Below are 24487 nucleotides of genomic sequence, written 5' to 3'. Positions count from 1 at the left end.
AACCTTAAAACTCTTCACTTAACAATCGGTCAAGATCGGCTAGTTCTTTGTTGTATTCGTCCATCTGTTCTTTGTACAGATCTAATTCTATTCGGCTTTGCACGTTGGAATGCCTGACTTTGATATCTTCTAAGCTGCCCCAGTCTTGTTTGAGAATATTTGCAAGCTTATCAAATACACCTACGCGGCGGCTCAGGCCATCAAGGGAGATTTCCATCTCGATTAGCTTCATCACCATTTCTGGTGATATGTTAAACTCTTGACTTAAATCATTAACTAATTTGGCTTCGACTTTGCCAAATGAAGCATTGTCATCGACGACCCAATCGAGGTCATAGCCATACACGTCTCGAAAGATTCGCGGTAGAGTATCGTTCCAATCTGGCTCGTTTGGATCTCTTAACCAATGCTGCCGAATAGCATGTAATTCAGGTACGGTGATAAGTTCAATCTCGCGACCTTCTTTTTTGAATTGCTTATCCAGTTGCAGCAGTTGTAGTAGCCATTCTTGACGGTATTTTAGCCAGTATGGGCCAGGGACATGCTTTCGCTCAGCGGTGATTTCTTCACCATCTTTAGCGTATTGATAACTGACTCTACCAGTGCGACGTTTGTAGTTACGATAGATATCTTTATTTTCGGGAATGGAGGTCTCAGCCAAAATATCTCTAAATTTGAGTAATGGTTCCATCCATGCTTCGCCATTTAAAATGAGGCTTTCCATTGCTCTATCGCGAGTGACGACTGTACAAGTCCAGCAGCCAAATCGAGAGTTACCACATGATGGCGTTGTTTCATCAATCACCATAGGGCACTCACCTTGACCGGAGGAGTCTTTATAAAGATTCCAAAGGGTTAGGTTTTTACTGCCCCAAGGGTTTTCCCACTCGAGGTCATAATCGTCGCGCCAAATATTCTTTATGCCATAGGGCGTTTCTTTCGACTCTAGACTACACATCCTCAGAATTTTCCAGACATCATCAACACCCCAAGTATCTATTGGCGTATAGATGAAGGCATTGGCTAATGTCGTGTGTCGCGCAAGGCGTGAGCCGTCAATTTTATGTTTGGCAATAACTTGAGCACGGGAAGCACTTTCCTGACTACGAGAGCCTAATACCACAATAACTTCGTCGTATTTGGAGACGGTTTCTTTGATAAAGTCACTGACGGGATCAATCTTCATCCGCTCTGTACACCAGCGGAAACTCCTTGTTGGAGCTGGATAACCTTTACCTAGGAGATTAACCCAAAATGTTGCTTCTGTTTTTGGTGTTACTTTATGCACAGTAATTGGTAGCTGATCTCGTTTTGCCCCTCTACCAATAGCCTCTAAAGAGTTGGATATGTGATTTACGACAACGGGCGTTTCGACAAGGGTGTCAGAAGACACAACAAAAATGGGCTTAGTACGTTGTTCTTTATCTAAGCCTTGTAGTGCCATATAGACCAAAGACATAACAGCAGAAGAGTCTTTGCCGCCACTGTAGCCAATCACCCATGGCCTTTTGTCTGACAGATAAACTCTTTGCACATCCGCAATAAAATAGCTGAGTTTGTTGCTGGCAAAGTTTTCTTTATTGATAAAACTTTGGTATTCCTCTGGTAGATCATCAGAGAGTAATGTCATGCTCATTTATTTACCTGTTTTTCCAGTGTTTTTTCTTCAGGAGTAAGAGGAAGTGAAAGGTGTAATTTAAGGGCGTTACACGTTAACTGGATACATGTGTTGGTTTTACTGAGCTTACCATGAAGCATCGATCTTTTGATCCATTCTGGATTGGTTTTTTGCCAGTTGACTGATTTTAAAGCAGCTAACTTAGTTTGCCATTCTAATGGATGCTCACAAAGTAAGGCATGGCCCATTTGTCCAATGGCATGTAATCCAACGCCATGGGCATGGAGATATTCTTGTCTGAGTTGTGCTGGCGAGACTTCTTTCTTTTGAACGAGTTGCCAGTCCTTCATGTGCTCATTCACTTCAGCCCAGAATGTTTCTGCAAGTTCTTGCTCTTCAGCATTAAAACCATCTTTTGGGCCTTTACCTAACAGGGCTCTGGTCGCTTGCTTGATACTACTGAGGGTAAATAGCTTATTAGACTTAGGCGAAATATTAGACTTCTCCATCTCTGTTAGTCCCTTAAACGGGAGGCACTCTGAGGCAAGATATCTGGCTAATGTTGAGCTTTCGTCTCTGTGATCATACAAAGTACCGAGTGAAGGACTTGGTTTTACAGCATATTTGTTTAAATCAGCAAACATTTGCTGGCTTCGAGTCAATCCTTCATCGACATAAAATAGGACGGCAATATTATCTTGACCTAGATCCGGATTTTCTTCTAATGCTTCTTCAATCGCTTTGCGTCTATGTTGGCCATCATTGATGAGAATTTGTGCATCCATTGGGATTTTAAGCTGGCCTAAATTGGGGGCAGAAGTCGTTTCTTCAAAAGAGATATGTACACCAACGGAAGCCGTCAGTGCCGAAAATACATAGTCTTTTGGATTTTCTAATAAATACCTCACCATCTCAGGAATACGAGTTTTATTGAGTGTGCGTTGAGCACGAAGCTCTGGCGGGACATCAGATTCGTTATAGCTGAATATTTTAGGAATAATACGTAACGGACAAGTCGCTATGTAAAATGGTCGGCCAGCCTGCATTCCTCTGACAGCAGGAAATGAATAACAATAGCCTGAATCGAAATCGGTCATGATAAAGTATGCCATACAACTTTTTGATGACGTAATGGTATGTCATTAATGACATACCTTGCAATTAAAAAGTAATTTAACTGAGACTAAGTTTGTTATTTTAAATTGTTAATGCAGTATGTGTTGATACAATTTGAAACCCCTGAATACGCTTGGATATCCCGCTAAGTGCTTGTTCAAACTCGGCTCTTGTCATTAAAGTTTCTTCGGTGTTTGTCGTTCCAAGTAGTTTTGCTAAGCGTTTATCGAAGCTTTGCTGTTTTTGAAAATGATTGCTGTATTGGTGGAGATAAAGTGAGCGATTTAACAAAGGTGGTCGCTTGGCTTCATTTACATAGTCAAAAAAGTCGATTTCCTGCTCGGCCATTTTTATTTTCACGCGTTCCCTTAGAAAGGGGACTGATTTTTCAAAGTCATCATAACCTGTGAGCGTGAGTTTACCTGAGGTGATATGGATTTTGATCAAGTCAATATCGTCTAATTCACCATAGAGCTGTAGCCCTGCACCAACATAGACCCTTAGGAGTAACGGGAGTGCTGTGATATGGCTTTTGTGCAGAATTATCGAGTGTCCAATGTTAAGTAATGAGGCGGGTAAACGCTGATGGGCTTCATTACAGGCTTGTTCAATCGCCGCAGTATCGGCAATTTTAAACAATAACTCCGAGGCTTGCCTTAGCGCAGTTTGATGCTCGCCAAAAAACACTTTGATATCTCGCTTTATAGTTTCAGGTAGCTGGGTATAGGGTTTGCGTTTTTCAAATTGTGCCATCGCAAAAAACAACAGTAGGTCTTGGGTGCGTTGCTCTACTGCTTGGTCGTATTCTTCTCGTCCTTGTATCTCAAGTAGAATTCTTAGTGCCTTAGCTGGCGTGCCTACAATGGTTTTAAGGTCGGTAAGTTGTTCAAATTCATCCGCTTGGGGTAGTCTGCCAAGGTCGAGTACCGTTTGCCAAAATGCTGCAAATAACGCTTGGTGTTTGGCAACTAAAAGACGTGCCTTATCACCTTGCGTAATGCTCGGAGGGCTGGAGAGTTGCTTCCATTGTTGGCTACGGCGATAGCGGCGAGATAAAAAGTGTTGTTCTTCAACCTTATCTTTAAAAATGTAAAAAATGCCAGGCGCGATTGCGATGGCACTTTCATCTAAACTGCGCTCGATAAAGGATTTTATTTCAGCTTGCTGATAGTACTTTTGAAAAGTGTTACGGCTGGTGATGACGCCATCTTTGTAGGGCGTAAATTGAGCAATAAACTCATCATTGGCAAGCATCACGCTGACAACTAACAGCTTTTCTGTTAATTCCCACGCCCCGAGCAAAGCCTCTAAGCGTTCGTGTTTATCTTCAATCACATTGAGCACAAACCCAAGGTTGACTATGGCGGCTGACGTTTTTTCACCTTCAGGAAAATGATTTGGATCCCAACCTAATGCATCTAAGCCATGGCATTGTAACTCGCGAAGATCATCGCCCCGTCCGCAGCCGTAATCAAATAGTGAGTAATTGCCATTAAAAAATCCGTGTTTTGCTAATGATTTCATCGGTGACGAAAGTGAATGGCGCACTAAAGCGGTTTTATGGCGGTCGATACTGTGTTGATCTGCTTCGGGCAACATTGAGGCTCTAAATAAGCGCCCATCCATTAATCCGTAACCATGTTTGGCTATGTGCGTTTCCCAAGAGCTTTTAAACCCTATTAGCCGGGTGTTCTCATATAAACCTGCTGTTTCCCCTTCAACAGTGATCATCTTAAAGGTGTTGTAATGTGGGTTATCCGCTAACACCATGAGTTCTTTACGGTGCAGGATGGGTGGATTGTCAGAATCACTATAGTCAACCGCCCTGTGACTGAGTTTACTCAAGTCAACACTGATACTTGAGTGGAGTGTGGGATAGGCGTCAGTGTAAAAACTGGGGTAATTAAGCAGTGATAGCGCAAATTGGCGTCTTGAAAGTTTGATGATGTTCCAGGCCTCATTATCGATTTTTAGCGCCTTCGCCACGGCCAAGGCAAACTGATAGAGCTGGGCGTTTTCAACCGCAAGCGTATCTCGATGTAAGTAAATAGCTTCGGGGAGCTTTTTGCCCACAGATAAGGCTTCGACATCCTGTAAAAATGCAGTTGCTGTTATCATTTTTACCTCATTTTTTAGGGAGTGTTATTAGCGCTTCTAGGGTGAGCTTTTTAGGTATACGTCTGTTATTAATCGTATTTAACCAAACAATTTGCGAGCTGTTTTCTGGGCCAATACTAATGTGGATGGGGTTGTCATCACCATAATAATAAAGTCGATCAAAGGGCAAATGGCTCGCGACCCAAATAGCTACTGCTTGCGATGAGGTGTTGTTTACCCGTAAATCCATTGCAGCACCGAGGCGAGGGCAGATAGGCTTGCCCTTGGAATTGAGCTCATAGGCTGCATGTTGGTCTAACGTTGGGGCGATTCTTGGGGAGGTATTTTTGCGGATTAAACTTCTAAGTTGTTGCCCACAAAATCCAAACGTGAGTTCTACTGAGCCAAAGTGGTCTGTAATGGGGTCGAGTATTTCTTTCGCGAGTTTTTGGTAGACTTCCCAGCTTTGCGTTTGCATGGGTAGGTTATCGTATTTGGCCTTGTGCCAGGTTTCGCCACAGTGAAATAAATCTCTAAATCGATAGTAACGGCTACAGTATTCGTTAAGTTTTGGGTTTGGACTTATCATCTTTATTTTCAACAAGTAGCGACTAAACCTCATATAGTTACTTTGAGGCTTAAGTGTTATTTATGCAACCGACTTTACCGATGAGAAAGTGCTGAAAATAGATGATTTCTTACTAGGAGGATTTAAGTAGAACTTAGATTGATAGCGGTATGAAGATAATGTGGGCATTGCGTGGCCATTTTGCCGCCACTCAAAAGAAAAAAGGACTTAGCATTTCTGCTAAGTCCTTGTTTTATTTGGTGGGGCGGCGTCATCTGAATTGTTTAGCTAACTATATGAGTAATATATATTTTTTATGGCTTGAACTTTGTCAGTGTTACTTTTGGTGTTACTAAAAATCATCGCTAAGTTAAGTGGATATGAGGTGTCTATTAGGCACTAAGTTTCTACAATGTGGAACTAGTATTGATTCGATTTTCGGCATGCTTAAACCTCAAAAAATCCTAAGCGCAGTTTGAGTTAAGGTTCAGGAGAATACACGACCATAACTTTGAGCTTCTTACACTAAGTCTCTTGTAAAAAGATTTTGATTTTAAATGATTTTTGTTATTTTAAAAATGCTGAGTAGTAAATTTTTGTAGCTTCAAGAAGTATTGCATCATCTATTTTTTGATTTTTTTCATTTGCTATAAACATCAATTCGTAAAGCATAGCAATGTTATTTTTTAGTCCTTGATTTTGAGCAAGTACCTCTTCCGCCGACAGTGCAGGTGATGCTTTACCTCTAGCTAAAAGCTTTTCAAGCTTAGCTCTCTCTATCTCGACTTGCTTTATTTTTTTTTCTGTATCTCTCTTATCTTTCGATATCTTCTGTTCGGCCAAATAATGCTTGTAGTTGTCTTCAATTAGAAGCGTAATGATATTGGTCTTATTCTGACCTTTGCTCATTTGTGTTAAGTGATTCGATACGTTTCTATTTAAAGCTACAGTCAAATTTACCTTGTCGCTGTTCTTTCTTAGGTTTCTTACCCGCCAAGCGGTCCCCATTTTCTTAGCTAGCTCCCTGATATAAGAGGTAGGTGCATTGCTATTCAGTAAAAAGTTCGCTAGGGCTATTTTTGTTTCTTCTGCAGTTAGGTAGTCAATCGAAAGTTGTATTCCTTCTTTGCGAAGATAGTTAGCTATCCATTTCTTGGCTGCAGGAGTCCATGAGTCTAGAAAGTCAAAACGTTTGATGATTTCAGGCGATAAAAGCTGCTTATGGTTTTGCATGCTGGTTATTTTTTAATGGAGAAACATGTAATGTAACATGTATTCAATTTTTTTGTGAATGCCGTGAAATAGGGCGTTTTCCGTGGTAATAATAGTATGTTTTCACATTAAGATTAGGTCTGATATGTTGCTTTTGAGTTCAATGACGGGGGCGACGCCTGAGATTCGGTTAGTGTTGCTCGCTTGGGCTGCGTACTTCGGGAACAGTTACCAATCGGGAGATATAGATGAACTTGCAAGTACCTTAAAAGTCTCTAAGCGGCATTTTAGGACAGCGTTCGAATATCTCGTGAGTGAGGGATATATCTGTAAGTGCAAGAGTGTTGTCGAACAAACTGGCAAAAAAAAGTCAAAATTACGTTTTGTTTGTTGCTTAACAAACGAATCTTGGAATATGTGGAGTGAACTTGCTGCATCTTGCAAATGGATGGACGAGCTACGCTTTGCTCTTCTTGATGCAGGTACGGATGGTACTTATCAATCTGGCCAACCGACTGTTATTAGTGAATCTATGCGCTTGGTAAGGGCTGCTTTGCTCATAATGTCGAATAATGCAGGATACGTCATTGGGTGTAACCGCAAGGTTTTATGCCAAATGTTAGGTATGAGCGAGGCGAAATTACGCCAGACGATCGACAAACTGGCTAAGGCTAATTCAATTACAATCGCTGCCAAGGGCGTGGTTCGTTCAGAGCTACTGAACCGCATATTACCAATCTATCAAATTCGTCCTCAACTCCCCGCCATGTGTACTATTAAGCTTGGGGTGAGTTTATCTAGGTTGCACCTACTACCTCTGCAGTTCACTGAAAATTTAGCTTTGTTTTACCGTCGTGTACTCGTTCTTAAGCAAACTAAAAAAAATAGCTATCCAAATCAAAATTCATTACTGCCTAATGAACAATATTGGTCATTATCCAAAAGATTCAACAACAAGGAGTTGACCGACTCGATTCATCATATGTGCATGTCCACGGTTTTATCTTTGGTACCTTTGTATGTATCAGGCTCTTTGTCAAAAGGGCTAACTAAACCAGAAGCAATTGATGCGTTGAAGGCTCGCGTTATGCTGCAGCTGTCCGAAGGGTTTTTATATGAGCCACAGGCTGTGCCTAAAGTCAGGAATAGCAAACAGAAGGATATTGATACCTTAAAAGACTTTACCTTCCATGCGTTAACCGAAGAAGTAGTTAATCTAATACTAGAGCTTTCAAAGTCATGGTTGCTTTTTAAGAATGTTTACGGCGATAGCGCAAAACTAATCGATTACCTTCCGAATCATCAAATGGTCGCAATAGCCACCGAAACCAACGAAATGGTAGCTAATCAGCAGTGTAAGGATGACCAGGATGTTCAACAAGACATTGTGAACGATATCAAAACGATAGTTTTTTGTGTTTTGAGTGTGAGTATTCCAAAACAAGTTAAAGATGATGATTGCATGATTTTAGGGCGTAAGTTGCTTACGGTTAACTCCAGAGTTGAAGATGTGCGAATTCAGCGTGTAAAAAGGTTAATTTCATCGAAAAAGGTTAGCTTTCAAGTCTAACAGGATTTCGGATTAGTAATATAGAGAGAGTGGTATAGGGTAAGTTTGTTGCTGTTTGACTGGCTGTAGGCTTCAATTGCTACACTGTGATGTCGTGTAGAAGTAAACATGCTTGGTACATCCTGTGAATTAATTACACAGGAGTATCGCCATGACACTATTCAATCCTAGTTTCTTTCAGATGACTAGCGGATATTCGTTAGTACCAGAGTATCAAGCTATCATACAACGCACACTTGAATTAGAACTTAGTAGCTTCAATCGAGTTTGTGCAATGCGTTTTGATTTGAGATTTCCTGACAACATGCTTTATCAAGACCCTAAAGTGATCTCGCGTTTTATTGACTCGTTTAAGGCTCATTTACACGCCTGGGATAGTCAACGCTTGAGCTCTCATAGCATCGGCTTTAGTTATGTCTGGTGTCGAGAAAGAGATCGTTCACAAAACTGGCATTACCATTTGATTTTTTTGTTTAATAAAGATGCCGTATGTGGTTTTGGAAGTAATACGTTTGGTGATGACAGTATCTACAATCGAATTTTAGACTCATGGGCGAGTGCAATTCCCATTCCAGTTGAACAGGCCTTAGGTTTAGTTCATATATGTAAGAATGGGGTGTACTGGCTTGATCAGCGTTCCGTGGATTTTCCTGCACAGTTAACCATGGCAATGGAACGATTTAGTTATCTTGCTAAAGATAAAACGAAAGACATCAATGATGGATATCGAAATTTTGGTTCTAGTCAAAAATTATATTTGATTTAGTTCCATTATCATTGGCGTTTGTCATACCAAAGTATCTTACCCACCAGCAGAAAAAGTGTCAGTATGTTTTACTCTTAGACGAAAGCCTTATGGGGCAAGGGGTTGAGTGTTCCCGTTTTATGGTTACGGGAACTTGCAGGCGTTCAACAACATTGAAATAACAATGCTGGTTAATCCAAGCTCACTTCCACTTGATAGGCTTCCATCTGGTAGTAACTGACAAAGTTATCGCTGAACAACTTAATCAGCCCCTGTGATTCCTGCTCCCCAATCCAGCCGCTAAACAGGCTATAGACCTGCTTGCTGTTAAAGCAGATATCGATGTCTTTAACCAGTTCAGGGAAGGGATGGCCTCGAAATGCAAAGTCGGTGACGTAAACTAAACGCCAGTGATCTTGCTGTTTCTCAAGCCGGACTTCGACGGGATGAAAACCGCCTGCTTCGGCGCTGTAGTCTGGATCGCGAAAATTAAGGGTGATGGCGTTGGCATCTTTTGGATCGACGTTTGCCAGCTCCTTTTCAATCACTTGATAAAAACGATCTGGCATCGCTGGCTGTTGGTTACGCTTGATGGTTAATGTCATGGGATATTCCTTGTTTGATTTACGTGCATACGCAAGAGCCAATGCGCAGTCACGCATTGGCTCTTGTTGTCTATGCGGTTGGGTTAATAAAACAGTTGTTGGTCGAGCGGTTTATAAGGGCTGCTTGATAGAGCTCTAAAGCTAGGGTTTAGGAAATGGTGTTTACAGTTAGGGGGGGGACAGGTTTACGAACTCGAATAGATTATCGAGTGAGGGCTAGGGTGCTGGTGGTTAGTGGCTTAGCTTTGGTTTAGCTTCGGTTTGATAAATCGAAATATACAAATAACCGTGACTGCCAAGTGTGTCGGCCTCACAGGTAAAGCCAGCGTGTTCAATGCTCACGCAGTGCTGCTCAGTAGCATCAATCTCGCCGGTGGCCACCAGCCGCTCAAGCTGTTTAACCATCGCTGGAAAGGCCTCGACAAATTGTTGTTTAATTGCTGGTGGAAATTCACCGACAAAGCTTGCGCGGTCATGGAGATAATCCAAATGTAGGCCGCGTAAAATCAGCCTCGCACCAAAGCGAGGAGACATTTTACGGGGCAAGCCCCAGGCGTGCTCAATTGCGAAAAGTTTTAGGGTTGTCATCGTGACCTCAATGGTTGAAGGATAAAACTCAGGTAGTGGCTTGCTTGTTAGCTGATTAGCGGGAGCGGTGATGAATATCTAGTTGAGTACAAGTGGTAAATACCGCTGTATATCCAGCAGCTAAAGGTCTTTAAGTATGCACACTCCAATTAGGCTGTTCATTACTGCCATGGTTAAAGTACACGCCATTGATGACCCGTTGCCATTCACCTGTAGGCACACCATAACTGTCACAGGGGCAAACATAGCGGCAAAAGGCAATTTCCTTGGGTAAGTGCTCAACCACATCACGGTGAAATACATTCAATACGGTTTTATGTAGCAGTGGATTCGGTGTCACAATCGGCTTGCCAATCACTTGGCCCATGGCATTAAGTGGCCGCACAAACATCGGCAAAATGAGTTCAACCGCTAAACGGTTACGCAGTTCAGGAAAAGCAGCACAGGCCTCGGCAACACAGGCCTGTGAAAAGCTATCAGTAAATTCAATCATGATGGACTCCTTAAAAAGGTGTGGCAGGTTTAAACGCTGGCTAGAGTAAGCCGCGCTCAGCAAAGGACACTGGCGTGCGGCCAACCACGATATGGTCAAGCACGCGCACATCGATAAGCGCTAATGCATCGGTTAACCGTTGAGTGATGTGCTTATCTGCCATTGAAGGTTCAGACTCACCGGAAGGATGGTTGTGGGCAAAAATCACCGCCGCCGCATTGACAGCCAATACTGCCTTAACCACTTCCCGTGGATAAACACTGGCAGCATCTAAAGTGCCAAAGAACAACTCTTTAAACTCCAATAATTGATGCTGGTTATCGAGCAGCATCACCGCAAATACTTCTCGCTCATTACCACCGAGTTTGTAAGTTAAAAAATCCTTAGTGGCTTGAGGGTTGGTATAGGCGTCCTTCTTCACATAGCGCTCGGCAATGATATTGGCGGCAGAGGCTAGAATGACGTCATCCGAGGGCGGCCATAGCGTTACTGGTCGAATGGTTGTTCTGATGGGCATAGGTTTTGTTGACATATCAGGCTCCTTGAAAGCGTTAATCGGCTTATGCACTGGAGTGATATATAGCTAAAAAATGCTCGAAACAGACATAAAAGCCAAGGCGCTTGTGGGCACCTTGGCTTGGTGAGGACATAAGTAAACTAGGCTACATACCTTTGTTTTTCGCCCAGTCGTAACCAGCAATCACGCCGAGAATAAATAACTCAGCTACGGGCCTATTGATGAGCAGGCTAAACATAATCCTTCTCCTTTAGGCTGTGGTAAATTCCAACGCCAAGCATAAAGCCGGCGATAAATGCGATAGGCATAAAGCCTCCTTAGTTTAAATAGATAGATTGGCCACTGGTTGCAATCGCTTCTGGTAGCCGGATGTGACAGTAAATGGGTTACTGCATGTCAGTGATATAGATGTGAAAAAGGTTGGAGACCGCTAAATTTCACAGTTAAAGATAACCGCCACTCCTCATGGTTTGAACTAAATCAGAGGATTCAAAAAATGAGATTAATCAGACTAAAAGAAGTTATCGACTGCACAGGCCTTGCCCGTTCAACCATCTACAAATACATCGCAGAAGGAGCCTTTCCCAAACCCGTATCACTAGGCGATAGAGCCGTTGCATGGGTTGAAAGTGAAGTGCAGGAGTGGATTTTAGAAAGGATAGAAGCAAGAGATTGTCAACTTAAAGAGTTTGAATGCACTACTTAATAAGTTAAGTCTTAAATGGAATTAGCGATTATGAATATCCGTTTAGAGATGATTTAGTTGCTAAATATGACGTAGGTGTCACAACAACGTTATGGAGCGTAAGCGTTTATGAATGTAGTATGTATTTGAAACGGAGAGCACACTAAGGTTTATTATGGATGATTTTTCACCTTCTGATTTAAAAACAATTCTGCACTCAAAGCGCGCCAATATGTATTACTTGGAATATTGCCGTGTGATGCAAAAAGATGGCCGTGTGCTCTATTTGACCGAAGCCGATAAAGAAAACCTCTACTTCAATATTCCGATTGCCAACACCACCGTACTCATGCTCGGCAACGGTACTTCAATTACTCAAGCCGCCATGCGCATGCTCTCACAGGCTGGCGTATTGGTTGGATTTTGTGGCGGCGGTGGTACGCCACTGCACATGGCTTGCGAGGTGGAATGGTTCACGCCACTGAGTGAATATCGCCCAACAGAATACTTACAAGGCTGGCTCTCATTCTGGTTTGATGATGAAAAGCGCTTGGCCGCTGCCAAACAATTTCAAAACGCACGGATTGATTACTTGCAGCGTGTTTGGCGATCAGACCGAGAATTAACCCATGAGAAATTTAATCTACAAGATGAAGTAATAAAGCAATCCTTTGATACCTTTCACCAACGTACTGAAGCCGCGAGTAAACCAGCCGATCTGCTCCTCACTGAAGCGCAACTCACCAAAGCCCTGTACAAGTACGCCGCCAATAACACAGGCAAAGAAGGCTTTACGCGTCAGCATCAGCCGGATAAAAAATGCACCGACAAAGCCAACGATTTTCTCAATCACGGCAACTATTTAGCCTACGGGCTTGCGGCAAGCTGCCTGTGGGTGCTTGGTATTCCGCACGGCTTTGCCGTCATGCATGGCAAAACCCGCCGTGGCGCACTGGTATTTGATGTCGCGGACCTAATCAAAGATGCCATTGTGCTGCCGTGGGCGTTTGTTTGCGCTAAAGAAAACGCCACTGAACAAGAGTTTCGCCAACAAATACTGCAAGCTTTTATCGAGCATAAAGCACTCGATTTTATGTTCGATACGGTGAAAAGTATTGCTCTGCAAGGGCAGACAGAGTCCGAGAACGAACTTGAGAACAAGCCAGAAAAGCACCTAGAGAGCAAGTCGAAGATCGAGCAAGAGAGTGAGGTGAACCCACGATGATGGTCACCTTTGTCAGTCAATGCGAGAAAAACGCCCTCCAGAAAACCCGCCGTGTACTCGATGCCTTCGCCAACCGGATTGGCGATAACACCTGGCAAACGCTCATCACCGAAGATGGTTTGTTGACCGTGAAAAAAATGTTGCGTCAAACCGCCAGCCGCAGCACCGCAGTTAGCTGCCACTGGATCCGCTCCCGTTCGCGTAGTCAGTTTTTATGGGTGGTGGGTAACAAGAAGAAGTTTAATGCAGAGGGTGTAGTGCCTGTGAATTATACAAATAATGAGGTGATTATGGATGTTGTAACAGATAAACCTAAACAAGGCGTGTTATATGCGAACACCCATTTACAGCCGCTCAGTGAGCATTTATTTGCAGTAGGCTATGTTGCTGAGCAGTTGCATCGCAAGTTATTTCCAGACAATACACAGCTTTCAATGACAAATTTTATTGCAGGTTGTTTGCATGATTTAGGAAAAATTGACCCCAAGTTCCAAGAGTGGGTAACCAATCCTAAAAAGAAAGATTACATAGCAGAAGATGGTCAGCATATTGATGATGCAAAATTTAGCTTCGATAAGCATCCAAGGCATAATGAAGTGTCGCTGTTACTCTATCAATTACTCGATAGTTCAGAACTTAAATTACTAAATCCAAGTAATAAACGTTCAGTAAAGCATGCGGTGTATTGGCATCATGCTAAGCCATTTCGTAAAGAGAAAAGTGGTTTTGACACCTATAAAGACATCAGCAAAAAGCTCGTGGCAAATCAAAAAGAGACAGGGCTATCCGCTATTTTAGGTCAAGCTCAAACACTGCTTAAGCAGGTTATAGGTATTGATAAAAAATATCGTTATTTAACTGATAGTTTTCTTGAAAAAGTCTTCTTAGCTGAAGTTGAACAGGATCTAGTGGCAAATTTGCCCGATGCGCCAGTTTTACCCAGCTACAAAGAATATGAATTTGAAGAGTCGGTATCGGCTAATAGCGCCAATATTAAAGTCAATGCACTAAACAACATTGTACGTGCTTGTTTGATCTCTGCTGATCGTAGCGTATCAGCATTAAGCGCAGCAGAGTTACACACTGCCATTTTTGAGCGCCAATTAGATCAAATAGTGACCGAGCTACTGGAAGTGGAAACCACACTTAGCTCTGATATTTATACTTGCTTAAGTGCCTTTTTCCCAATGAGTGAGCGCAGTAAAAAGCAACGCGATATCGCTAAGCAATTAACCTCAGCCGAAGATATTGCAGTGCTTGCGGGGGCGGCAGGCAGTGGTAAAACTAAAATTGCTTTAGAGTGGGCAAAATTGCAGGGCGCTAAACGGATTATTTGGGTTTGTCCACGCGTACAAGTTTGCCAAGGATTGTTTTATGAGTTGACCTCAGAGCAGTACCTACCTAATAGCCTTATTGAAATAAATACGGGTGAATTTAAATTCCACAATCAATGGGATAACCCTATTGCAGATGATAAAAATTTTTCCGGCGATATTGTTATCACAACCATAGATCAAATACTTGGCTCTGTAATAAGTCACACTAAAGCGAATACACTTATTGACTTTTTAAATGTACATGTGGTGTTTGATGAGTTCCATGAATACGTCAACATGCCAGCGTTTAATTTGCTATTTGCTGAATTAATTGCCGCAAAAAAAATGCAACAAGCTCAAGCTAAGACCTTATTAGTGTCAGCAACACCACATTATGTCTTTGTTGAAGATTTACTCGGTATTCATCCTGATGATATTAAAGTCATGTCCTCGTTCAACCCAAGCCAGTATCAGATTGATTTTAAAATCTTTGATGATATAAATTTAAGCGAGACAAACCCACTATTTGCCCAGCAAAGTGGTTGTACTTTTGTGATCAGTAACATGGCGCTAACGGCACAAAACAGTTTTATTGCAAATCAGCACAACGAGAATGCGGTATTACTACATTCAAAATTTATTAAGAGTGATAAGCATAAATGGTTTGGTGAAGTGTACGAGGCATACAAGCGCGGAGGTACTCGTAAATATGAAGTGCTACGTAGTGGGCCGATAGTACAAGCATCGCTGAATATCAGCTGTGATTATATGGTGGCCGAAATCACCAGCGCTGAAGATTGCTTACAGCGCTTAGGTCGTTTAGATCGCTTTGGTGAAAATAGTCATGTCAATACCTATACGTTAGCCGTGCCAGAGTCCATCGCCAATGGCAAAGGTAAGAGTCCGGCTGCGGGATTTCTATCAAAAATGTATACCTTGAGTTCTGTTCGGGCTTGGTATCAGTTTTTACAGAATGAACTGGCAGGCAAGACTTTTACGCTGCCAGAGATTTATCAGCTTTATTTCGCATTTCATCACACTGAACGTAATCGAGAGTTTATTGCGAGTGACTTAGTGGCCGCCCTAAAAAATAGTGTGCAGCAAATCCACTTAAAAGTAGTTGATCCTATTACTGTTCCACCCAAAAACAACAAAGATAAAAAACGCACCAAGATCAGCAAAGTATCACTGCGCGGTGATAATCGGTTTGTGCAATTGGCAGTGGTAGATTTAACTCAAGCTAAGCCGGAATATATTGAAGCTTACGCTTATTCAATTCCACTCGATGATACGAGTAATATCGACAATCTTACATACCCGACTAGTGCTATTTGTGGTTACGGCCAAAGTGATAAAGACCTTTTAGCGCATATGTTTAAAAAACATCACAACATTATGGGGGGCACGAGTAAAGCGTTTACCGATAAGATTTTACTCAATGAAGCGCGAGACCCAGAATCACCAATCTATTTAAGCTATACCACTAACGATTTACTGCAAGTGGGCGGCGAAATTGCTCGCCATCCTCATGCAATTTATTACGCTATTTGCGAGAAACAAGCCATTGGCGCTATGTCCATTAAACAAATTAATCAAACCACAGAAGATGAGGAATAAATTATGCAAAAAGTAACAGGAATTAAAAGTGTTGATTTTAAAATTAAAGCATTAGGTCATGGTGTAGTGAATTGGAATGGGCCTACAACCTTAACTGGAGATGATGGTAAAACGGTCGATAATCATACCTTGCCAAAATTGCGTGGCTATACAAACTTAACCGGTAAAGTGAAAGATGAAACTGGCTATAAATATAAAAAACAAGCTACTGATATTAATTTCAAAGAAACACCACTGTATATAAGTCAAAATTGTATTCGCCATCATTTGTTTCGTGAACAAGCTTTTGATTTACATTTTGCAAGTGACAAAAACCTCAAAAATGTTCTAGCTTCAATTACGGGGTTGATCCGAGGTTACGTCGTTCCTTCAAGTCAATGTAAGCGAACTAGTCCATTATTATTGGAAGATTTTGTTGATCAATTGGGGAACGGCAACTTTGAACAATATGGTCAGGCAGGAGCAAGAGATAGTACATCATTTTTTTCAAAGACTACTTTTGGTGATACTGAATATATTTCTTATGGTTCCATCAGTATTGAACAACTGCAATTTATATCGTTGGATAAGAAATTTGATCGTGCTGCAATGGTTATCAAAGAAGGAGACGGTGAGGTTATCTCTGTTGAATTACAACGCTATATTAAGTCACTCAATCCTAGCTTAAACCCACAGGCGATTTTTCACGAAAACTACGTCAGAAGAGGCACAATATTTGAAGAGGGAGAGTGCGGAATTTTACTTAATGATGACGCAGTAAAAGCTTTAGTTGACGAAACATTAGATCGTTTGGCTAATTTGTCTATTCGTCAAGCGAAAGGTTATATGTATGTTGACGAAATTACAGTTGATTATAACGATAGTCATAAAATGATGCGCATTAAGCGTGATGAATCAGAAATTATCAATGAACAGTATACGCCATTTGCGCAGTATTTTTATGCAAAATAGGAGGTTGCATGAAAATAACCATAGAATATGACTCTTGTTGGCGTAATGCCTTTTTAGGTGGTTCAAATAATGAACCAGTGCCTAAAAAAGGTCGAGAGTTTTTAGGCTCAATGACGAGCTTAAAAAAGGAAGGCAATTTTAAGGTATGTGAAAATACCTTAGATACCGTAATGGGTGTACTCAATCGTTTGATTGGTGACCAACGAAAGCTTTATCAGGCGCGAAGTAAAATGTACGAATCTGCTTATTACTTCGATGCTCTTGAAGATAAAGTTAGCTTTATAGATAGGTCGCAGTTGACCAATGAAGTATCATTTATTCGTAATATGAATGGTAGTACGGATCAGAATGCATTTACTGGAATGATCAAAGTGTCTGATCCTATTTTTACCTCTGAATATTCACAGCAATTTTGGGGTGTGTTGGCTTTAGATTTTTCGCAGCTCTGTGATTTTATTATTATGCATACACAAGTTATAGATTCTATTGAGTTAAACCCGTTAAGTATTGTCAATCGCTTAGAGATCCTTAATCAGGAAAAGGCAGTAGAAAATAGTGGAATTTTAGCTCAAGTGTTAAAAGTACTAAATGAGAGTTTTCCTGATATTGAGTACTTAAATAACAAGGGCTTGATTACTCCTATCAGTATTTATTGCTCGGCGCTTTATCTTCAGCTCGCCCGCTTAGAAGCCAATTTTAATATGGGTACAGCTAAAACGAAGGCTGGTGGAATTGGTGGGATATCCAAACGAGGTTTCACTAAAAAAGACTTTATGGACAGATATACAACGGGACCCAAAAAAACAATTTGGGGTAACCCTTTTATCAAAAAAGAAAAGATAAAAGGGCAAGGTGAAGTGACCTCTATGATGACCAAAGCCAGTGGTCAATTGGAAATTAGTATCGATGTGGATCGAGATAAAGCTCAAGAAATCAAAATGTTGATTGAAAATGCTGGGGTATCAAGCTTCTACCTTGGAAAAAAGGGGCTGGCTTATGTTTCAAGCATTCGACTTTAGGAGCAATGATGGACGCATATATTGATATACGACTGATGCCTGATGCTGAAATGCGCGAGGCAGAATTGAGTAGTAAAGTGTTTACTAAATTTCACAAAGCACTGGTGACGTTACAAAGTCGTCAAATTGGTGTTAGCTTTCCAGAAGCTAATACCAAACTAGGGCGTTTATTTCGTTTACATGGGGAAACGAGCGTACTTCATGATTTGCAAGGATTGAACTGGTTAGGCCCTTTGGCAGGGTATTGTCAGGTTGCTACGGTTTCTGCCGTGCCAGACCAAGTGCAATATCGCATCATTTCAGTTAAACGCAGTAATTTAAGCAAAGCAAAGTTAACGCGTTTAATTGCCAGAGGTAGCATAGATAAAGACGGTGAGAAACGTTACAAGGTAAAAATGCTTAGCCAAGGGTTTGATAATCCATACCTTGATCTGTGTAGCAGTTCAACAGGGCAGGTGTACCGAAAATTCTTTGAGTTTAGTGATATTCAAGCTGACCCGGTTGGTGGTGAGTTTGATAGCTATGGTCTTAGCAAAACAGCTACAGTACCTTGGTTTTAACCCTTTATTTTTGCTCTTTAAAAATGTGCTTTTAAAACAAATAGTTGCAACGGGTGGTTTTTAACAAGGTAAAAAGATGATTTTTATCCTAACAGCTTGTTGCAGCTTATTTTTATTGGTTTATTCTATTGTTCACTGCCGTACAGGCAGCTTAGAAAACAGGCCGCAATCAGCCTATGTATAAAATGACGTTCACTGCCGTACAGGCAGCTTAGAAATGCATGTCGGCCATTGCGTCAGCAATGTGCGAGTTCACTGCCGTACAGGCAGCTTAGAAAACAAGGCTTTAAGCTGTTTTGCTAATGTTTTCGTTCACTGCCGTACAGGCAGCTTAGAAAAGTATTACGCCGTGCTGCGCAAGGCATTTAAGGTTCACTGCCGTACAGGCAGCTTAGAAATCGATTTTCTTATGCCGCATCGCATGGATATCGTTCACTGCCGTACAGGCAGCTTAGAAATTAATTTTGGTTAAACCATACGTAAAGCCCACGTTCACTGCCGTACAGGCAGCTTAGAAACAACAGGAATAGACATTGACCGCGGCATGAGTGTTCACTGCCGTACAGGCAGCTTAGAAATTTGGCTTGCCGTTCTTGCTCTAGCTCATTTGGTTCACTGCCGTACAGGCAGCTTAGAAAAGGCGGAGATTGATTGGCCGTGGCGTTATCTAGTTCACTGCCGTACAGGCAGCTTAGAAAGTTATATTGCCGATAATCCCCACGATAGCGTAGTTCACTGCCGTACAGGCAGCTTAGAAATAAACATCTAACTGATCCAATCCGATCTTTGAGTTCACTGCCGTACAGGCAGCTTAGAAATCGTTAATCATTTCAGTGACAGAATCCATTTTGTTCACTGCCGTACAGGCAGCTTAGAAAAAAAGGTGAAGTTGGTGATGTTTTTCTATACCGTTCACTGCCGTACAGGCAGCTTAGAAATTCGTCATCTGCGTGATGCCGGTGATACCGTCGTTCACTGCCGTACAGGCAGCTTAGAAATCGAATCAGTTCACCCCTTGCATTTTTCAGGTGTTCACTGCCGTACAGGCAGCTTAGAAATTCTTTTTCTTCTAATTTGCTGACTTCCATGTGTTCACTGCCGTACAGGCAGCTTAGAAAAGTCTAGTGTTAAAGACCTTAAGCGAATGGAGGTTCACTGCCGTACAGGCAGCTTAGAAATGAAAAGGAGGCTGATATGATTGATGATGCTTGTTCACTGCCGTACAGGCAGCTTAGAAAAGTTAGGCATTTAAGCGAAAGCAGTGTGATTGGTTCACTGCCGTACAGGCAGCTTAGAAATGAGAAATAAGGCCAATGCTGCGATAACTTGCGTTCACTGCCGTACAGGCAGCTTAGAAATTGGCTGGCGAGCGTCATGAGTTTTTCGCGGTGTTCACTGCCGTACAGGCAGCTTAGAAATCATAATGACCGTAAGCCTTGTTTAACTTACGGTTCACTGCCGTACAGGCAGCTTAGAAAACCACCGCTACCACCGTATGAAACCTCAATACGTTCACTGCCGTACAGGCAGCTTAGAAATTAAATTTTCAATTGGTGAAACCCAATATGATGTTCACTGCCGTACAGGCAGCTTAGAAATTCACGTTCGATGAGTTCTTCAATCAAGTGGTGTTCACTGCCGTACAGGCAGCTTAGAAATTGGCGTAAGTAGAACCAGCGTTTCCACTGTTGTTCACTGCCGTACAGGCAGCTTAGAAATTCTAATTTAAAGGTTCTGAGCAATGCAGAATGTTCACTGCCGTACAGGCAGCTTAGAAATTCGTCATCTGCGTGATGCCGGTGATACCGTCGTTCACTGCCGTACAGGCAGCTTAGAAATCGAATCAGTTCACCCCTTGCATTTTTCAGGTGTTCACTGCCGTACAGGCAGCTTAGAAATTCTTTTTCTTCTAATTTGCTGACTTCCATGTGTTCACTGCCGTACAGGCAGCTTAGAAAAGTCTAGTGTTAAAGACCTTAAGCGAATGGAGGTTCACTGCCGTACAGGCAGCTTAGAAAGTTTCAGGGTGATTTAAAGCCGCTTTTCGCATGTTCACTGCCGTACAGGCAGCTTAGAAAAGATAGCTTGCATTCACACCATGATGCTGCAGGTTCACTGCCGTACAGGCAGCTTAGAAACCTCGCTGGCTTGGTGATAGTTACTCGCTGAGGTTCACTGCCGTACAGGCAGCTTAGAAAAGTTACTCACCAATGTCGTGATGAAATTTTTAGTTCACTGCCGTACAGGCAGCTTAGAAATTGGGGTTTACGTTCCTGCCAACGAGCTCGCAGTTCACTGCCGTACAGGCAGCTTAGAAAAATCAGATGAACAGGCAATCAATCGCATTGAGGTTCACTGCCGTACAGGCAGCTTAGAAAGTATTTTGTACCATCCTGAAACACTGCGCACAGTTCACTGCCGTACAGGCAGCTTAGAAAACTAACCGCGTATTCACTTCCTGCACTGCTTGGTTCACTGCCGTACAGGCAGCTTAGAAATGACGGTGGTGCGCCTGTTGTTTTTGGGTCGTGTTCACTGCCGTACAGGCAGCTTAGAAAACTATCGGAGCGACCATCGCAGGATGGACATTGTTCACTGCCGTACAGGCAGCTTAGAAATGAACTAAGGGGTTCTATCGCCAATAATATCGGTTCACTGCCGTACAGGCAGCTTAGAAATCAACACCATTCACGGCGGCAAAGCCAAGTTTGTTCACTGTACAGGCAGCTTAGAAATATCGTTTACGTCATCGAATCCACCTGCAACAGTTCACTGCCGTACAGGCAGCTTAGAAATGTACTCTCTACGCTAACCCCACTTCCTTTGAGTTCACTGCCGTACAGGCAGCTTAGAAACTTCACAGATTGTCACTGTGATAAAGTCAGGTGTTCACTGCCGTACAGGCAGCTTAGAAATTTAATGTGCTCGGCTATATCGAGCTGAAAGCGTTCACTGCCCTACAGGCAGCTTAGAAATCATACACACCTAAACGCGAGTATGCTCATCGTTCACTGCCGTACAGGCTGCTTAGAAATTATGCTGGTTCTATGTTTGCTAATGGAGTCTGTTCACTGCCGTACAGGCAGCTTAGAAAATTGATGATGTTGTTGTTCCTGAGACTCCAAGGTTCACTGCCGTACAGGCAGCTTAGAAAATAATAGTGAGTATGGAAAGGCGTTGAATAGCGTTCACTGCCGTACAGGCAGCTTAGAAAACACAGAGTCTTAAATTCTTCGTAATTTTGTGGTTCACTGCCGTACAGGCAGCTTAGAAAGCTCTATTGATTCTAACTTTGATTTATTTCAAGTTCACTGCCGTACAGGCAGCTTAGAAAACATTTAAACCATGTCACATACACATCCTTCAGTTCACTGCCGTACAGGCAGCTTAGAAATTAATTCGCACTTTGGGATAGCGCAGCTGCTCGTTCACTGCCGTACAGGCAGCTTAGAAATCTGGTATCGATACTCGCAACCTTTCCAAGCAGTTCACTGCCGTACAGGCAGCTTAGAAAGTTACCCTGTGAAAGTTCAGATTTCATTAGAGGTTCACTGCCTTACAGGCAGCTTAGAAATGATAACGCTACGCCTGCTCTTGTGCGCAAAGGTTCACTGCCTTACAGGCAGCTTAGAAATCAATAACAGCAAAAATTTGATTTGTTCTTCGTTGATGTAGCCTAACAACATTAAGCCTTTTGGGTGAGGGCTTTTTATACGTCTACATATATTGATTCAATGTTTTTTTGATGCAAGTCAGTGTTAGCGGATTGGGCTGATTTAAACAAGGATGGCTGAGATGAAATTAGGTGTACCTTTCGGGCAGGATAAAACCACTGGCGAGTGGAAAGATGTTGCAGAGGTCGAGCGGGGGCTTGCCTGTGGTTGTATTTGCCCTTCTTGTCATTTGCCTTTGTCCGCCCATCAGGGAGATGAGCGAGAATGGCACTTTACTCACCACACCAGAAATACACCTAAAGTAGAAATAGTTGATTGCGAGTTTTCTTTTGAAGTTTCAGTGAGGATGATGATCCATCAATTGCTGCGGGAAGGCGCATCACTCAAGTTACCTGCATATTTTAAGCCTGTTAGTGTACCAAAGGTTTTACGAGAACAATTTCCTCCCGAAGTGATGGTATTTAAAGAGCTGGAGTTAAAGGGCTCTGCGGGTGTAAAGCTCACGGTAGACGCTGATTTTTGTGGGCATAAAGTTGATGCTTTATATGAATTCAATAAAGCCTCTTTAGTGATCTATTTGGAATACCGAGGGCGTAAATGCCAACTCGAAAGACGATTATTACATGAGTTGAATACTGGTGTAGCAACACTCAATATCGATGCTTTATCAACGTTTTTTTATCATCAGCCGATGGTCGAAGCAGGGAAACTTGGAACCGCCAGAGCCCAGTTATTAGGCTGGCTTCAAACAAGTATCAAGGCTAAAGATTGGTATTATCATCCCCGAGAGAAGGCGTGTATTGCTAAGAGAGATGAAGATATCAATAAGGCACTGAAAGAACCAACTACGGGGAGTAATGTTTTACCTATCCCTGCACATCAACAGCTCAAATGCCAGTGCCTTGGTTGCGGCAAAATGTTTATGGGTATTCGTAATAAGATTAACCCCTGTCCAGACTGCCAAACACATCTTTATGTTACAGAGAGATAGGAAGCTACGAGGGTGTGCAACTTCCTAGCTCTTCAATTAGTAAATGAGATTACAGGGTGGCATATGGTGTTGTAATGCATTTTTATAATCCAAATCAAAAAGTAACAGACCAATCGCCATCATCGGTAAGAACATCGACTTGTTTTACATCACAATCACCATTGGCTATCACTGAAATCGATTCTCCAAATTTAAGTAATTTAGGGAGTCCCGACATTATGGTGCCGCCACAATTCCCCCTGTTTATGATGACTTTGTTTATCGTTACAGTATCGCTAATGGCTTTGACGTTGATACTTGGGTACGTATAGCCAAATGTTGTTTGATATTCGTAAGTAATTTCAATGTTAGGCTGCGAGTTTCCACAGCCAAAAATCATCAAAGTTAAAGCTAAAATAACCAATGTTTTAATCATATAAACCACACTTTTTACTGTATGTCAGAGTATCGTTGAACTCTATCAACTTGTTTTAAACCAAGTTGATTTTCAATGTTCTAGACTCACGCCCTTTGCTTTTTCAAAGGGCGAAGGTGAGTCATTAAGAGGCACTATTAGTGAGCTTTTTGGTTTGGACAAAAACGGTGATTGAGTATCCAATCCCGTATAACGCTGAAAATATCCCCCAGCCGGCAGAAGCTTCTAAATCAACTTCTGCAAATGCAGAGGCAAGAATGAGGCATAAAGGGAAAAACACCATTCCTATGATTGACATGGTTTTTACGACAGACATGTATAACTCCTTTTAAAAATTGTGTTTAACGACATCGTTGGTCTTAAAAAAGACGCTTACTTGCAATAGAAGCATTTTTTAGACCTTAAATATCAGAAATGACGACTATACAGGTCTGAATGTATCTTTTGTAGCGTGGTTTGTCTATAGCTAGTGCTTGAGAATTATCCAGTATTCAATGCTCTGGAGTTCTCAAGTGAATGATGATGAAGTGTTAAAGATGGGGATGGCCTTCGGCCGAGCGGTTAAGTTGCGCCGTGTTGAAGTGGGGTTTAACCAAGAGGAACTAGCGGATAAGGCTGAACTTGCCAGATCATTTGTATCAAGTGTTGAGCGTGGTGTGGCTAAGGCATCTATCGCTTCAGTGTGGAAACTTGCCCAAGCGCTAAATTGTCACCCCTCAGACCTTTGGATTACGGCTGAAAGGCTTTATGGCACTCGAAGTGAAAGGTAAGTTAAATTGGCAGTTTTATTTCTCATAATTAAAGATATTAACGTTGCGCTTTAAGCCTGTGTCCTAGTGACATTCAGAATGCTTGTTCGAATGCTAGAGCAAAGGTTGTACAGCCACAGTATCTCCCAATTAGTG

21 protein-coding genes and 2 CRISPR repeat arrays are annotated in these 24487 nt (G+C 42.1%); of the genes, 10 read left to right on the top strand and 11 right to left on the bottom strand.

Annotated elements, in window-relative coordinates; all coding sequences use genetic code 11:
- Positions 1-4 precede the first annotated feature (4 nt).
- The 5 genes from EYR25_RS14270 to EYR25_RS14250 form a co-directional block, all read right to left on the bottom strand.
- Complete coding sequence (locus EYR25_RS14270; protein WP_133180935.1) at positions 5-1636, bottom strand: DNA phosphorothioation system sulfurtransferase DndC; 1632 nt, start codon at positions 1634-1636, stop codon at positions 5-7.
- Positions 1633-2715, bottom strand: a complete 1083-nt coding sequence (gene dndB, locus EYR25_RS14265) for a DNA sulfur modification protein DndB (protein ID WP_133180933.1) — start codon at positions 2713-2715, stop codon at positions 1633-1635. Before dndB ends, EYR25_RS14270 begins: the two co-directional genes overlap by 4 nt.
- 100 nt (positions 2716-2815) lie before the next feature.
- Positions 2816-4852: a DNA phosphorothioation-associated putative methyltransferase gene (locus tag EYR25_RS14260; RefSeq protein WP_133180931.1), complete on the bottom strand. Its 2037-nt coding sequence runs from the start codon at positions 4850-4852 to the stop codon at positions 2816-2818.
- A gap of 7 nt (positions 4853-4859) precedes the next feature.
- On the bottom strand, positions 4860-5420 hold the full coding sequence (locus EYR25_RS14255; RefSeq protein ID WP_133180929.1) for a hypothetical protein: 561 nt from the start codon (positions 5418-5420) through the stop codon (positions 4860-4862).
- A gap of 546 nt (positions 5421-5966) precedes the next feature.
- A complete protein-coding gene (locus EYR25_RS14250) occupies positions 5967-6632 on the bottom strand; it encodes a hypothetical protein (RefSeq protein ID WP_133180927.1) in 666 nt (221 codons plus the stop codon).
- 394 nt (positions 6633-7026) lie between these two features.
- On the opposite strand from EYR25_RS14250, the gene EYR25_RS14245 reads away from it, so the two are divergent.
- Together EYR25_RS14245 and EYR25_RS14240 are read left to right on the top strand one after the other, a co-directional pair.
- Entirely contained in the window at positions 7027-8181 is a 1155-nt protein-coding gene (locus EYR25_RS14245) for a hypothetical protein (protein WP_165953503.1), read from the top strand.
- Positions 8182-8332: 151 nt separating this feature from the next.
- Positions 8333-8947, top strand: coding sequence for an inovirus Gp2 family protein (locus EYR25_RS14240; RefSeq protein WP_133180923.1), 615 nt, complete (start codon positions 8333-8335; stop codon positions 8945-8947).
- Between the two features lie 170 nt (positions 8948-9117).
- Here EYR25_RS14240 and EYR25_RS14235 read toward each other — a convergent pair whose 3' ends face one another.
- From EYR25_RS14235 to radC, 4 genes are all read right to left on the bottom strand, one after another.
- On the bottom strand, positions 9118-9531 hold the full coding sequence (locus EYR25_RS14235; RefSeq protein WP_133180921.1) for a DUF2787 domain-containing protein: 414 nt from the start codon (positions 9529-9531) through the stop codon (positions 9118-9120).
- Between the two features lie 231 nt (positions 9532-9762).
- A complete protein-coding gene (locus tag EYR25_RS14230) occupies positions 9763-10119 on the bottom strand; it encodes a type IV toxin-antitoxin system YeeU family antitoxin (protein WP_133180919.1) in 357 nt (118 codons plus the stop codon).
- 130 nt (positions 10120-10249) lie between these two features.
- Positions 10250-10612: a hypothetical protein gene (locus tag EYR25_RS14225; RefSeq protein WP_133180917.1), complete on the bottom strand. Its 363-nt coding sequence runs from the start codon at positions 10610-10612 to the stop codon at positions 10250-10252.
- 40 nt (positions 10613-10652) lie between these two features.
- Positions 10653-11144 carry a RadC family protein gene (gene radC, locus EYR25_RS14220; protein ID WP_165953502.1) on the bottom strand — a complete coding sequence of 164 codons (492 nt, stop codon included), beginning with the start codon at positions 11142-11144 and terminating at the stop codon, positions 10653-10655.
- A gap of 481 nt (positions 11145-11625) precedes the next feature.
- On the opposite strand from radC, the gene EYR25_RS14215 reads away from it, so the two are divergent.
- From EYR25_RS14215 to EYR25_RS14185, 7 genes are all read left to right on the top strand, one after another.
- Entirely contained in the window at positions 11626-11835 is a 210-nt protein-coding gene (locus tag EYR25_RS14215; RefSeq protein WP_133180915.1) for a helix-turn-helix transcriptional regulator, read from the top strand.
- A gap of 154 nt (positions 11836-11989) precedes the next feature.
- A complete protein-coding gene (cas1f, locus tag EYR25_RS14210) occupies positions 11990-13039 on the top strand; it encodes a type I-F CRISPR-associated endonuclease Cas1f (RefSeq protein ID WP_207953657.1) in 1050 nt (349 codons plus the stop codon).
- On the top strand, positions 13036-15972 hold the full coding sequence (locus tag EYR25_RS14205; protein WP_133180912.1) for a CRISPR-associated endonuclease Cas3'': 2937 nt from the start codon (positions 13036-13038) through the stop codon (positions 15970-15972). Before cas1f ends, EYR25_RS14205 begins: the two co-directional genes overlap by 4 nt.
- Positions 15973-15975: 3 nt before the next feature.
- Positions 15976-16923 carry a type I-Fv CRISPR-associated protein Cas7fv gene (gene cas7fv / locus EYR25_RS14200; protein WP_133180910.1) on the top strand — a complete coding sequence of 316 codons (948 nt, stop codon included), beginning with the start codon at positions 15976-15978 and terminating at the stop codon, positions 16921-16923.
- 8 nt (positions 16924-16931) lie between these two features.
- Positions 16932-17942 carry a type I-Fv CRISPR-associated protein Cas5fv gene (cas5fv, locus tag EYR25_RS14195; RefSeq protein ID WP_133180908.1) on the top strand — a complete coding sequence of 337 codons (1011 nt, stop codon included), beginning with the start codon at positions 16932-16934 and terminating at the stop codon, positions 17940-17942.
- 8 nt (positions 17943-17950) lie between these two features.
- Entirely contained in the window at positions 17951-18502 is a 552-nt protein-coding gene (gene cas6f, locus EYR25_RS14190) for a type I-F CRISPR-associated endoribonuclease Cas6/Csy4 (RefSeq protein WP_133180906.1), read from the top strand.
- Between the two features lie 130 nt (positions 18503-18632).
- Positions 18633-21180: a CRISPR direct-repeat array (repeat unit 28 nt; unit sequence GTTCACTGCCGTACAGGCAGCTTAGAAA).
- A gap of 88 nt (positions 21181-21268) precedes the next feature.
- A CRISPR array of direct repeats spans positions 21269-22136; the repeat unit is 28 nt; unit sequence GTTCACTGCCGTACAGGCAGCTTAGAAA.
- A gap of 161 nt (positions 22137-22297) precedes the next feature.
- The gene (locus EYR25_RS14185; RefSeq protein WP_133180904.1) at positions 22298-23167 is read left to right on the top strand and encodes a competence protein CoiA family protein; all 870 of its coding nucleotides are present in this window, start codon (positions 22298-22300) and stop codon (positions 23165-23167) included.
- Between the two features lie 94 nt (positions 23168-23261).
- Here EYR25_RS14185 and EYR25_RS14180 read toward each other — a convergent pair whose 3' ends face one another.
- Complete coding sequence (locus EYR25_RS14180) at positions 23262-23582, bottom strand: hypothetical protein (RefSeq protein WP_133180902.1); 321 nt, start codon at positions 23580-23582, stop codon at positions 23262-23264.
- A 124-nt stretch (positions 23583-23706) separates the two neighbouring features.
- Entirely contained in the window at positions 23707-23898 is a 192-nt protein-coding gene (locus EYR25_RS14175; RefSeq protein ID WP_037415839.1) for a hypothetical protein, read from the bottom strand.
- 196 nt (positions 23899-24094) lie between these two features.
- Here EYR25_RS14175 and EYR25_RS14170 point away from each other — a divergent pair, with 196 nt between their 5' ends.
- The gene (locus EYR25_RS14170; RefSeq protein WP_207953656.1) at positions 24095-24352 is read left to right on the top strand and encodes a helix-turn-helix domain-containing protein; all 258 of its coding nucleotides are present in this window, start codon (positions 24095-24097) and stop codon (positions 24350-24352) included.
- The last annotated feature ends 135 nt before the right edge of the window (positions 24353-24487 follow it).

The organism is Shewanella decolorationis (assembly GCF_004354305.1).
Classification (GTDB): domain Bacteria; phylum Pseudomonadota; class Gammaproteobacteria; order Enterobacterales; family Shewanellaceae; genus Shewanella; species Shewanella decolorationis.
This window is presented reverse-complemented; position numbering and strand designations above follow the sequence as displayed.